Below are 12,231 nucleotides of genomic sequence, written 5' to 3'. Positions count from 1 at the left end.
TTCCCGCTCGGCCGCCATGGCCCGCCGCTCGGCGGCCGAGATCTGCTCGCCGATCTGGTCGAGGGCCGCCACGGACATCTCGGAGGACAGGCCGTCCGAGCCGAGGCGGCAGGCGGAGATCAGGGCCCGGTGGACGATCAGGTCGGCGTAGCGCCGGATCGGCGAGGTAAAGTGGGCGTAGCGCCGGAGGTTGAGGCCGAAATGGCCGAGGTTCTGCGCGGCGTAGACCGCCTGGGCCTGCGAACGCAGGACGACCTCGTTGATGAAGATGGCGTGCTCGGTCTCCGCCACGGTGGCGAGGATGCGGTTGAACAGGGCCGGGCGCAGGATGCCTTCCTTCGGCAGCTTGATGCCGATGGAGGCCAGGACCTCGCCGAGGGCCCGCATTTTCTCAAGGGCCGGCTCGTCGTGCACCCGGTAGATCAGGGGTTGGCGCGCCTGCTCGAGGGTTTCGGCGGCCGCGACGTTGGCCTGGATCATGAACTCCTCGATGAGGCGGTGCGCATCGAGGCGGGCCGGGACCACCACGCGGTCGACCGCCCCGTCCGCGTCGAGCAGCACCTTGCGCTCGGGCAGGTCGAGGGCCAGCGGTCCGCGGGCGTCGCGGGCCTCGCGCAGGGCGGCGTAGGCCTCCCAGAGGGGTCGCAGCACGGGATCGAGGAGGGGGGCGGTGACGTCGTCGGCGAAGCCGTCGATGGCGGCCTGGGCCTGGGCGTAGCTGAGCTTGGCCCGCGAGCGCATCATCACCCGGTGAAAACTGTGCCGGCGCTTCGTGCCGTCGGCGGCGATCACCATGCGGACGGCCAGCGCCGGCCGGTCCTCGGCCTCCCGCAGGGAGCAGAGGTCGTTGGAGATGCGCTCGGGCAGCATCGGCACGACGCGGTCCGGGAAATAGACCGAGTTGCCGCGCACCAAAGCCTCGCGGTCGAGGGCCGAGCCCGGACGCACGTAGGCGGCGACGTCGGCGATCGCCACGGTGACGACGAATCCGCCCGCGTTGGCCGGGTCGGGATCCGACGTCGCCATCACGGCGTCGTCGTGGTCCTTGGCGTCCGGCGGGTCGATGGTGAGCAGCGGTTCGGTGCGCCAATCCTCGCGGCCCGCGAGCCCCACCGGTACCACGGCGTCGGCCTCCGCCAGGGTGGCGGCGGCGAAGACATGCGGGATGTGGTGAAGGTGCAGCGCGATCAGGCTGACGGCCTTCTCCGAGCCCAGCGACCCGAGGCGCTCGCGCACCCGGCCCTGGGCCAGGCCGAAGCGGCTCTCGCGCTGAAGGGTGACGCTGACGAGGTCGCCGTCGCGGGCGTCCCCCTCTTCGCCGGCGGGAATCGCGACTTCCCGGCCCTGTGCCCGCTTCTCGACGGGGATGAGCCGCCCGCCCTCGGGGCCGGCGCGGAAGACGCCGATGATGTCCGACTTGCTCTTGCCCAGCACCTTGATGACGCGGCCGGTGTAACGGCCCGGCTCGCCGGTGCTGGCCTCGACGCGCAGCAGCACCCGGTCGCCGATGCCCGGCGCCGGCTGGCCCGGGCGCTTGCCGCCGCGGGGCGTGGCGACGGTGATCTTCGGGGTGGCGCCGTTGCCGACGTCCCACTCGGCGGGGCTCGCCAGGAACTCGCCGTCGCGGTCCCGGGCGGTGATGTCGGCGAGCACCACCGGCGGCAGGCGGCCGGAGGGCGCGAGCCCGCCGCGCCCGCGGGCGATGGCGCCGTCCTCCTCGATCTCCTTCAGGATGCGTTTGAGGCCGATCCGGTCGGCGCCCTTGATGTTGAAGGCCGCCGCGATCTCGCGCTTGCCGACCGTCTCGGTGGAGGCGGCGATGAAGGCGAGGATCTGCTCCCGGGAGGGAAGACCGGCAGCGCCGGGATTGGGATGGATACGTTTTGCCAAGGGATCCGGCTCGCTGCGCGGGCGCGAAGCCATACGCGAAGAGGACGTGTCTCGCCGGGGGCGGGAGCGCACCCCGACGACTGCTCCGTAACATGGGCGCTGGACCCCGCCCCGGCAACGGCGCGGGCCCGGCCCTCAACATGGTTCAGCCGGTGGCAGCCGACTTGCGCAGGCGCTCGACCGCCGCATCGACGTCGAAGCCGGGCGCGACGAGTTCGGCCAGGCTGAACGGGCACAGAGCCGGGAAGCCGAATTCCACCTGTCCCTCGGCCTCGCGATATTCCGGGGCCTCGGCCTCGCGCACGCCCTGGGTCCAGAAGCCCTCGATGGTCAGGCCCTCGGTTCGGGCGGGGGCCGCGGCCAGCTTCGCCTGACCCTGCCGGGTGGCCTCGCGCCAGAGGGCGCTGGCCCGGTCGTCCGACATGAGGGCGGCCCGCACGAGGTTGGCGAGGAGCGTGCGAAGTTCCGTGGTGGTCTCGGACATGAAGGGCGCTCGGCGCGAGGGATCGGTCCCAACCCGAGGGCAAGCCTCGCGCCAGCCCGGATCACGATGCCTCTCAGTAGGGCGTTCCCTTCGCCCGCTGCGCCCGCAGGGCCTCGGCGTACCAGACCAACTCGTCGAGGAAGCGCTTGGCGGCCTTCGGCAGCCACTCGTCCTGGGCGCCCCGGCCTCGTCCAGGGCCTTGCCGATGCGGGGAATCGGTAGGAGCGAGGGGATGCTCGAGGCGCCGAGCTCGGCCAGCATCGCTCGGAGCTGCATCGCCGCGCGCACGCCGCCGTACTGGCCGCCCGAATAGCAGACGATTCCGGAGGGCCGCCAGGAATACTCCTCCAGGAAGTGGTCAAGGGTGTTCGAGAGGGCGGGCGGGATCGCATGGTTGTACTCGGCCGAGACGACCAGGAAGGCGTCCGCGCGCCGGTAGAGCGTCGCCAAGTCTTCGAGGACGGTTGGGGCCTCCCCCTTCGGGTATTCCTTGTACATCCGGTCGAGGAGGGGGAGCTTCAGCTCGGCCGGGTCCACCAGGGGCGCCTCGATGCCGCGGCGCTCCAGTTCACCGATGGCGAAACGGGCAGCGCGCAGGCCCTGCCGGTCGGAGCGGACGGAGCCAAGAATGACGGGGACGACGAGGGACATGGGAGGACCTCCGGGGATGCCGCTCCTGGATACGCCGGGGTGCCGGCGCGCTCCAAGCCCACCGCCCGGCGGGCTCCGCCGTCAGAACCGCGTCGTCAGCCGCGTGAGCCAGTCGGGCGAGGCGTCGACGAGGCGCGTTTCCAGCGCCTTGTCGACGCCGAGCACGATCGCGAGTCCCGTCACCACGAGGATGAGGCCGAGGGCGATCTTGAGGCCCTTGCCGAGGCCCATCATCCGCTCGCGCCAGCCCACCAGGGTGGCGCGGGACAGGGTGCCGAGGATGCAGAGGGGCAGGGCGGCGCCAAGGCCGAACAGAACCATGGTGAGGGCGACGGCGCCGAGGTCGCGCCCCTGGGAGGCGAGGAGCGAGGCCGCCCCGAGGGTCGGTCCGACGCAGGGGCTCCAGACCGCGCCGAGGAGGAGGCCGACGCCGAACTGCCCCGAGAGGCCGGCGGTGGCGAGCCCGCCGAAGCGTGCCTCGGTCCAGTTGCTCAGCGGACCGGCGGCGACGGCGAGGCGAGTCTGCGCCGCCGGCAGCATCAGCACGAGGCCGAGCAGGATCATCAGGATGGCGGCGCCCGTCCGGAAGATTCCGGTGTCGAGCCCCAGGCCGAAGCCGATCGTGGCCACGAACAGGCCGATCGCCACGAAGGAGAGGGCAAGACCCCCAGCGAGTGCCAGGGGCCCGAACCGGTGCTCGGAGGCGGCGGCGCCGAGGACCAGCGGCAGCAGCGGCAGCACGCAGGGTGAGAGCACCGACAGCAGGCCGGCGAGGAAGGCCAGTCCCAGGCTCGCGCCCATCGGAGCGTCCTAAAGCGTCTTCTCGACGAGGCCCTCGATCCACTCGGGCTGAGTCTCGCCCACCGAGCGGCCGGTCTCGGTCTCGCCCTTGAAGGCGATCAGGGTGCTCTGCATGCGGGCGTTGAACTGTCGCAGCACGTCCTTGCGGGTGTCGAAGTCGACGTCGAAGATGACGAGGTCCTTGAACCGGGGCTGCTCGGCGAGCTTGGCCAGGATCGGCTTCTGGGTCTTGCAGATCGGGCACCAGGGCGCGCTCACCTCGATGAGGATCGGCTTGCCCGCCTTCTGCGCGGCCGCGAAGGCCTCGGGCGTGAAGGGCACCGTTTCGGCGGCGGCCGGCCCAGACAGGGCGAGGGGCGCGAGCGCCAGGACGGCGAGGAGCGAGCGGCGGTACAGCATGGAAGGGCTTGCCTCGGCTTGGATGTGAATCGGGCCTCAGGGCCCGGCGCCGTCCTGGGCGCGTCGCGTCCAGGTTTCATCGGGGTGGATCGCCGCCGTGTCGTGGCGCTCCTGCCAGCCCTCGATTCCCTCGGGATACCAGTGGACTTTCCGGTAGCCGAGCCCGACCAGGCGCTTGCCGAGGTTCCAGCTGCCCCAGCAATCCGGGTGGCAGTAGGTGACGATCGCCCGGCCGCGGTCCCCCTGCGTCAGGGCCGCGATCCGGTCGGCGAGCGCGGCCTGTTCCGGAGGGGTGAGGGTCCCGGAGCCGGCCCCCGGCAGCCAGATGCTGCCCGGGATGGCCCGGTGGATCGGCCGCCACAGGCGTCCGGCCGGCTGGTTCGGCGGCGTCGGGCCGGCCTCGGACACGTCGACCAGCACGACCGACCCGCCCGCGATCAGGGCGTCGAGTTGAGGCCCGTCCAAGACCGTGGCGCCCGCCAGGGTCTTGGGGGTGTAGCCCTGGAGCGCGCCCTCCCACAGGCCGGCGGGCTCGGGCACGTCGACCGGCGAGTCCGCCGGGGACGCGGCGGTCAGAAACGTGGCGGCCAGGCAAGCCACCAGGAAGGCGGCCGCGGCCCCGCGGAGGCGCTCAGTTGCTGGCGACCGGTGCATCGAAGCTGCGCTCCCAGCGTCCGCCCTGGTTGTCCTGCGTCACCACCGTGACCGGGCCCTTGCCCTCCGGCAGCATGGCGAAGTTGATCACCGGGTTGGCCGAGATCGAGATGTCGCCCTCCATGACGAAGACGTTCTTGCCGCCGTAGGTGACGCTGATCCGGTTGATGTAGCGCGCGGGCGTGTACTCGCGGCTGACCTGATTCATCTGCAGGCCGGTGAAGTTCGGATGGCGGATCATCAGGGTCGCGGCGATGGGCTTGCCCGGGGCCGCATCAGCGAATTTCAGGCGCATGTCGCCCATGCCCTTCATCGCCTCCTCGTCGGTCATCCCCATGGGCGCCGAGCAGCCGCCGGAGGCCTTCACGAACTGGGTGGTCTGCACGAGCGCGCCGTCCTTGGTCTCCGCGACCGCGTGGACGTTGGTGTAGGTGTTGACCCGGACGCGCAGTTTCAGCTCCTCCGGATCGGCGGCGGGGCCGAAGGTGAAGTGCGCGGCCAGCGGCGCCGGATTGTCGTCGATGACGAGGTAGAGGCCCTTGATCCGGTCCTTGTCGGCGATCGTCAGGGTCAGGGGCACCAGGGAGGCGTCGTTGGCCCGGTCCGGCAGGTCCATCCGCACCAGCGGCTTGGCGGTCTCCACCGGGCGGTTTCCGAAGATCGATTGCTGCAGATCCTTCCAGCGCGCGTCGCGCTCGGCCGCATCGTCGCCCGCGGCGGCCCAGGCGGTCACGGGCGCGGCCAGGGCCGCGAGGAACAGGCCAGCGCTCAGGGCGGCGGCGCGGTGGGACATCCGCATGGCGTTTCACTCCTCGCACGATCGTGCAGGCCATCTCGCGACTGCGGAGGCCTTTGCAGCCTGCTTACGCCAAGGCGCGGGGAAAGTCCGATTTCGGGTGGTGGTGCGCGGAAATATCGTGCGCAAGATTGCGTGACGAGGCGTCGGGCACGTCAGGGCGTTCGATTCGTCGAGGCATCCGTCTTCGTCGCTGAATCGCTGTCGCCGTGTCGCTTGCCCTTACCAGAGCGAGAATTCCGTGCCGAAATCCGTGGTCTTGAGCCGATCGCAGGTCTGCGGGTCCGCCCGGCAATCCGCGTCGGGCTTCAACGCAAGGGTCCCGTTCGGGGCGGTCTCGAAGGTCAGGAGCACCGGGGGCTCGTCGCCCTTGGTGTAGGCGAGGCTGACCTCGAAGCGGACGAAGTCGAAGCGGTCGCGGTCGGCATAGACGATGAGGTCGCGCGAGACCGACTCGCCGGGATTCAGATCGGAGGGCTCGCCCCCCGCCGCGGTGGCGCCGGCGAACAGCCGGCCCTCGCGCAGGATCGCCTCGCCGGAACCCGCGAAGTCGTAGGCGCGCGCCGTCCGTGTGCGATCCGCCGACGCCTGCCCGTCCTCGGGCTTGCCGCTGGAGGGCGCATCGAAGCGCACCCGTACCCCCGTGACGTTGTAGACGAGGCCGAGTACGCGCACGCCGGTCTGGCCGACGTTCTTGCGCGTCACCGTGGAGCGGATGGCGACGTGCCGGTCGCGCTCGCCGGCCCGCACGAGGCTCGTGGTCACCGAGACGGCGGGCGGCTCCAGGGCCGGCTTGATCCGGGCCTCGTAGATGAAGGTGTAGACCGCCCATGCGCCGGCCGCGAGGATCGCGAGGGTCTGCACCAGGGCGTTGGTACGCTCCAGGCGGTCGCCCCGCCGGGATCGCTGAATCTGGTCGTCCGTCTGCATCCCGGTCCCGGCCCTCACGTCGGGGCGGCAAGCCCGCTGGCAGGGTCATGGTTCCGCCTTCGGGGCCTGCCGCGACCCACAGTCGGGATTCCGCAGGTCGTCGGAAACGCACAACGCCGGAGCCCCGCGCGAGGCCCCGGCGTTGCGCCGTCATCCGGTGAGCCGGGCGCGCGGCCCGGCTCGGTCGCTCTCAGAGCGAGTAGTACATCGTGAACTCGACCGGGTGCGGGGTCATCTCGTAGCGCATGACCTCCGTCATCTTCAGCTCGATGAAGGAGTCGATCTGGTCGTCGGTGAAGACGTTGCCGGCCTTGAGGAAGGCGCGGTCGCGGTCGAGGTTCTGCAGGGCCTCACGGAGCGAGCCGCAGACGGTGGGGATCTTCTTCAGCTCGCGCGGCGGCAGGTCGTAGAGATCCTTGTCCATGGCCGCGCCCGGATCGATCTTGTTGATGATGCCGTCGAGGCCGGCCATCAGCAGGGCCGAGAAGGCGAGGTAGGGATTCGCCATCGGGTCGGGGAAGCGGACCTCGACGCGCTTGGCCTTCGGGTTCGTCGTCCACGGGATGCGGCAGGAGGCCGAGCGGTTGCGCGCCGAGTAGGCGAGCAGCACGGGGGCTTCGTAGCCGGGTACCAGGCGCTTGTAGGAGTTGGTCGACGGGTTGGTGAAGGCGTTCAGCGCCTTGGCGTGCTTGATGATGCCGCCGATGTACCAGAGGCACTCCTGCGAGAGGTCGGCGTACTTGTCGCCGGCGAAGAGCGGCTTGCCGTCCTTCCAGATCGACTGGTGCACGTGCATGCCCGAGCCGTTGTCGCCGTAGACCGGCTTCGGCATGAACGTCGCGGTCTTGCCGTAGCTCTGGGCGACCTGGTGGATGCAGTACTTGTAGATCTGCATGTGGTCGGCGAGCAGCGTCAGGGTGTCGAACTTCATGCCCAGTTCGTGCTGGGCGGACGCCACCTCGTGGTGATGCTTCTCGACCTTCACGCCCATGGACTGCATGGCGGCCAGCATCTCGCCGCGCATGTCCTGCGCCGAATCCTGCGGCGGCACCGGGAAGTAGCCGCCCTTGGTGGCAACGCGGTGGCCGAGGTTGCCGCCCTCGTAGTCGGTGAAGCCGTTGGTCGGCAGCTCGGTCGAATCGAGCTGGAAGCCGGTGTGGTACGGGTCGGAGCCGAACTTCACGTCGTCGAACACGAAGAACTCGGCCTCGGGACCGACATAGATGGTGTCGCCGATGCCGGTGGACTTCAGGAAGGCCTCGGCCAGCTTGGCGGTGCCGCGCGGATCGCGGCTGTAGGGCGCGCCGGTGGAGGGCTCGAGCACGTCGCAGACGATCGACATGGTCGAGGCCGAGAAGAACGGATCCATGCAGGCGGTGGCCGGGTCCGGCATCAGCAGCATGTCGGATTCGTTGATGGCCTTCCAGCCGGCGATCGACGAGCCGTCGAACATCGTGCCTTCGGAGAACATCTCGTCGTCGATCAGCGAGACGTCGAACGTGACGTGCTGCCACTTACCGCGCGGATCGGTGAACCGAAGGTCGACGTACTTGACGTCGTTGTCCTTGATTTCCTTCAGGACGTCGGCTGCTGTCTTGGCCATCCTTGGGGGTCTCCTTCATGTCTCGGCCCGTTGCGGCCGTGGTTTTGCCGCAGCGTGCGCCGGCGCGCCGCAGAGCGGAAGGGTCTTAGCCGTCGAGCGTCGCGGGCGTGGAGCGTCTAGGGCGTCGAGCGTTTAGCGCAGGTGGAGCGTCCGGGCCAGCGCAATTTCTCGGCGCCCGGCACCGGGCCGCCGCGAGAACAGACGCAAAAACAGAAACTTAGATCCGCCTTTCGGCCGTCTTGGCAGGTCGGAGAGCCCTGATGGGATCGGATGTCCGTGACGCCGCGCGCGTCTGTCCGCATGGCGGGGGAGAATCGGAGCGCGCCGAGCGGTGCGGCGGGACCTCCGGGGCGCCTCTCCGGGAACGAGGCCGGATCCAGGCCGAGGGGGTGTCCCCGCGAGGCCTTCCCGTCGATCGTCCACGGGGCGGAGTCTTTCGCCGGGCGTCCGGGTCGGGGACCCGAGGCCTCAGATCGCGTCGGTCCCGGTCTCGCCGGTGCGGATGCGGATGGCTTCCTCGATGGTCGAAACGAAGATCTTGCCGTCGCCGATGCGCCCGGTCTGGGCCGACTTGCGGATCGCCTCGACGGCGCCCTCCACGAGGGCATCCGACAGGACGATCTCGAGCTTCACCTTGGGCAGGAAGTCGACCACGTACTCGGCCCCGCGATAGAGTTCGGTGTGGCCCTTCTGGCGTCCGAAACCCTTCGCCTCGATCACGGTGATGCCCTGGAGGCCGACCTCCTGCAGAGCTTCCTTCACCTCGTCCAGTTTGAAAGGCTTGATGATCGCTTCGATCTTCTTCATGCCGGGCGGGCCTGACCTCGATGCTTCTTGATCCATCGTTGGTATCATCGCCGTCCCGCCTTCGCCACGCCGATTTGTTCGGTGAGGGCGGAAAACTGCACAACAAACATGCAGGTGCCGCAAATCGTTTGAGCGGATGGCGGGCCTGAGGCCGTTTCATGAGCCCCAGACGAGCAGCCGGCAGACATCCCGGCGCGCATTCCAGAAGGAATCCCCCATGACCACCCTGCATCTGCTCAACGTCGAGGCGATGCGCCGGGTCGATGCAGCCGCGATAACGGCCGGAACCCCCGGCCTCGCCCTGATGGAGCGGGCCGGGGCCGCCGTGGCGGAGCGGGCCCGCGTGCTGGCCGGGGCGGGTGCGCGCATCCTCGTCCTGTGCGGACCCGGCAACAACGGCGGCGACGGCTACGTGGCGGCCCGCCGCCTCGTCGAGGCCGGCCATCCGGTCGACCTTGCCGGGCTGGTGCCGCCCGCGGCGTTGTCCGGCGATGCGGCCGAGGCGGCGAAGGCCTGGATTGGACCGGTGCTCGCGCTTTCGGCGGTCGGCGATCTCTCGGCCTACGGCCTCGTCGTCGACGCCCTGTTCGGCGCAGGTCTCGCACGCGATCTCGAGGGGGACGTCGCCGCCCTGGTGAACCGGCTCGGGCAGGCCGTTTGCCCCGTCCTCGCCGTCGACGTGCCCAGCGGGATCGACGGCGACACCGGCGCCGTGCGCGGCGTCGCGGTGCTGGCGACCGAGACCGTCACCTTCGTGGCCCTGAAGCCCGGACACCTGCTCCAGCCCGGACGGAGCCATTGCGGCACCCTGCGGGTGGCCGAGATCGGGACCGGCGCGGACGCGCTGGAGGCGGGCCTGGCCGGAGACGCGCCGTCCTGGCGCAACGGCCCGGGCCTCTGGGACGCGGCCTTCCCGCGGCTGAGTGCCGCGAGCCACAAGTACACGCGCGGGCACGCCCTCGTCCTCTCCGGCCCCGCCTATCGCACGGGGGCGGCCCGGATGGCGGCCCGCGCCGCGCTGCGCGTGGGCGCCGGCCTCGTCACCCTGGTCTCGCCGAGCGCGGCCCTGGCGGAGAACGCCGCCCATTGCACCGCCATCATGCTGCGCGCCTGCGACAGCGCCGACGACCTCGACGACCTCCTCGTGGACGAGCGCCTCAACGTGGTCCTGGCCGGCCCGGGCCTCGGAATCGGCGCGGCCACCCGCGATCTCGTGGCGGTGGCGGCCGCGGCGGGGCGCACCCTCGTCCTCGACGCCGACGCCCTGACGAGCTTCACGGGGCAGGCCGCCCTCCTGGGGGCCCACCTCTGCGATGGCGGGTCCGCCGCGGTGCTGACGCCGCACGAGGGCGAGTTCGCCCGCTTGTTCGAAGGTACGGACGCGGTCGATCCGGAGGCGGACAAGCTGACGCGCGCCCGCCGCGCCGCTGCTCTGGCCGGCGCCGTCGTGGTCCTCAAGGGCGCCGATACGGTCGTCGCCGCCCCCGATGGCCGGGCCGCCATCAACGATCACGGCACGCCCTATCTCGGCACCGCTGGCGCCGGCGACGTCCTGGCCGGCCTCGTCGCCGGGCTCCTGGCCCAGGGGATGGACCCGTTCGAGGCGGCGGCCGCGGCGGTCTGGCTCCACGGCGATGCGGGTCTGCGCCACGGGCCGGGCCTGATCGCCGAGGACCTGCCGGAGAGGATGCCCGAGGTTCTCCGCGCGCTGCTCGGGGCCTAGGTGACCTCGAACAGGGTCCAGAGCCCGGTGTCGAAGCGCTCCAGCACCGTGGCGCTGATGAGCCAGCGTCCCGGATTGTCCGCCTTGAAGGCGATCCGCGCCGTGCGGCCTTCGAGAAGCTGGAAGGTGTCGAGCCAGTAGGGCTCCCAGCCGTCGTCGAGGGGGTGGAGCAGCCGGAAGACGTGGCCGTGCAGGTGCAGCGACTGCGGGAAGGCGGTCTCGTTCCGGATCGCCAGCACCACCACCTGGCCGCGCTTGACCGAGAAGAGCGGCGCCATCCCGGCCGTGCCGGGGGCGCCGTTCACCGACCAGACCCGGGACGGGTCGCCGGTATAGACCGGCTCGGCGGCGGGCTTGTCCTTGTCGAGGCGGGCGCCCCCCGTGAGGGTGATGTCGCGTCGGACCGCGTTCTGCAGCTTCACCTCGGCCGGCAGCAGGGGATTGTCGCCGATCTTGGCGATCGGCGGTCGCGGCGGTGCGGCGGCTTCCGCCGTGGTCGAGAGGGTCGCGAGCGCGATGCCGTTGCCGATCAGCGCCGTGATCGCGCCCTTGGCGCCGGCCTCGGTGGGCATGTCGAGCATGAGGTCGTAGCGGGTGCCGGGCGGGAAGGGCAGGGTGGCGCGCAGAGGCTCGAAGGTGTCGGTGGGCTGGCCGTCGACCGCCAGCACGTAGACTTTCACGCCGTCGAAGCGGATGCGGGTGCCGCGGGCGTTGCAGACGTTGCCGAGGCGCAGCCGCAGGCGGCTGCCCGGACGGGCCGTGATCGGGGCCGGCACCGGCACGCCGTTCAGCGTGACGAGGCTGCCGAGGCGCCCCGAGCTCGCCGCGAAGAGCGGCTGGCCGAAGGGCAGCAGGGTTGTCGCGTCGTCGAGCCGCCAGTCCTGCATCAGCAGGGTCAGGTCCTGGTCCACGGCCGGGGGCGTGGCCTCCTCGACCACTAGGGCGCCGGCGAGGCCCCGGCCCGAGGGCTCGCTCGAGCCGCCGACCACCAGGGGACGGATCAGGAAGGTGCCGGCATCCGGCGGCACGAACGCGTAGGTGAAGTCGGCGCCCGGTGCGATCGGCGCCTGGGTGACGCCACCGACGCCGTCCATGGGATTCTGGTTGCGCACCCCGTGCCAGTGTAGGCTGAGCGGCTTGTCCGTCCTGTTCTCGACCTTCAGCCGCGCCGTCTCGCCGAGCCGGATCCGCACCACGGGCGGCGCGGCCTGGCCGTCGAACGACCAGACCGGCGTCGCGGCGGCCGGCTCAGGTTTCAGGCGCAGGGTGCCGGGGGCCGCCGTCAGGGTGCGGGCGGGGCCCGCAGCGGCCGGGGCGGGCCCGGAAGCAGCCGGGGCGGACGGCGCCTTCGTCCCCTGCGCACGGGCGCCGCGGGGCAGCAGGGCCAGGGCCGCGACGCCACCCAGCAGGGCGCGGCGCGAGGCCGAGACGGGATCGTTCGGGACGAGCGATCGGGTGTTCGGCATGAAACCTCGGCATCGGGGGAGGGCAGG

At 71.1% G+C, this 12,231-nt stretch carries 11 protein-coding genes and 1 pseudogene (1 of these 12 running past the window's edge); 1 reads left to right on the top strand and 11 read right to left on the bottom strand.

Translation table 11 applies throughout. The features are described from left to right. The 10 genes and pseudogenes from rnr to ASG51_RS19550 all read right to left on the bottom strand — a co-directional run. Positions 1 to 1,890, bottom strand: the 5' portion of a protein-coding gene (rnr, locus tag ASG51_RS19595) for a ribonuclease R (protein ID WP_056382594.1). It extends 420 nt beyond the left edge of the window; the window shows 1,890 of its 2,310 coding nt (coding positions 1-1,890); its start codon is at positions 1,888 to 1,890; its stop codon lies beyond the left edge, outside the window. A 145-nt stretch (positions 1,891 to 2,035) separates the two neighbouring features. Further along, entirely contained in the window at positions 2,036 to 2,374 is a 339-nt protein-coding gene (locus ASG51_RS19590; protein ID WP_056382565.1) for a hypothetical protein, read from the bottom strand. Between the two features lie 73 nt (positions 2,375 to 2,447). Beyond that, a pseudogene (locus ASG51_RS19585) lies at positions 2,448 to 3,025 on the bottom strand (NAD(P)H-dependent oxidoreductase). An 81-nt stretch (positions 3,026 to 3,106) separates the two neighbouring features. Further along, positions 3,107 to 3,826, bottom strand: coding sequence for a cytochrome c biogenesis protein CcdA (locus ASG51_RS19580; protein ID WP_056382563.1), 720 nt, complete (start codon positions 3,824 to 3,826; stop codon positions 3,107 to 3,109). Between the two features lie 9 nt (positions 3,827 to 3,835). Next, entirely contained in the window at positions 3,836 to 4,225 is a 390-nt protein-coding gene (locus ASG51_RS19575; protein ID WP_056382561.1) for a thioredoxin family protein, read from the bottom strand. Positions 4,226 to 4,261: 36 nt separating this feature from the next. Then, positions 4,262 to 4,879 (bottom strand): rhodanese-like domain-containing protein, encoded by a 618-nt coding sequence (locus ASG51_RS19570; RefSeq protein WP_082514129.1) that lies wholly within the window; start codon positions 4,877 to 4,879, stop codon positions 4,262 to 4,264. Next, positions 4,857 to 5,678, bottom strand: a complete 822-nt coding sequence (locus ASG51_RS19565) for a quinoprotein dehydrogenase-associated SoxYZ-like carrier (RefSeq protein WP_244480200.1) — start codon at positions 5,676 to 5,678, stop codon at positions 4,857 to 4,859. Before ASG51_RS19565 ends, ASG51_RS19570 begins: the two co-directional genes overlap by 23 nt. A 219-nt stretch (positions 5,679 to 5,897) precedes the next feature. Beyond that, on the bottom strand, positions 5,898 to 6,605 hold the full coding sequence (locus tag ASG51_RS19560) for a hypothetical protein (RefSeq protein ID WP_056269948.1): 708 nt from the start codon (positions 6,603 to 6,605) through the stop codon (positions 5,898 to 5,900). A 190-nt stretch (positions 6,606 to 6,795) separates the two neighbouring features. Beyond that, positions 6,796 to 8,208, bottom strand: a complete 1,413-nt coding sequence (gene glnA, locus ASG51_RS19555; RefSeq protein WP_056216753.1) for a type I glutamate--ammonia ligase — start codon at positions 8,206 to 8,208, stop codon at positions 6,796 to 6,798. A 468-nt stretch (positions 8,209 to 8,676) separates the two neighbouring features. Continuing rightward, positions 8,677 to 9,015 carry a P-II family nitrogen regulator gene (locus ASG51_RS19550; protein ID WP_003600526.1) on the bottom strand — a complete coding sequence of 113 codons (339 nt, stop codon included), beginning with the start codon at positions 9,013 to 9,015 and terminating at the stop codon, positions 8,677 to 8,679. A 217-nt stretch (positions 9,016 to 9,232) separates the two neighbouring features. Here ASG51_RS19550 and ASG51_RS19545 point away from each other — a divergent pair, with 217 nt between their 5' ends. Then, positions 9,233 to 10,738 carry a bifunctional ADP-dependent NAD(P)H-hydrate dehydratase/NAD(P)H-hydrate epimerase gene (locus tag ASG51_RS19545; protein WP_056382560.1) on the top strand — a complete coding sequence of 502 codons (1,506 nt, stop codon included), beginning with the start codon at positions 9,233 to 9,235 and terminating at the stop codon, positions 10,736 to 10,738. Here ASG51_RS19545 and ASG51_RS19540 read toward each other — a convergent pair. Further along, a complete protein-coding gene (locus tag ASG51_RS19540) occupies positions 10,735 to 12,204 on the bottom strand; it encodes a multicopper oxidase family protein (protein WP_056382558.1) in 1,470 nt (489 codons plus the stop codon). The two genes, ASG51_RS19545 and ASG51_RS19540, sit on opposite strands and share 4 nt — an antisense overlap. Positions 12,205 to 12,231 lie beyond the last annotated feature (27 nt).

The organism is Methylobacterium sp. Leaf465 (assembly GCF_001424705.1).
In the GTDB taxonomy this organism is placed as follows: Bacteria; Pseudomonadota; Alphaproteobacteria; order Rhizobiales; family Beijerinckiaceae; genus Methylobacterium.
Note: the sequence above shows the minus strand (reverse complement) of the source record. Positions and strands in the feature narration are given on the sequence as shown.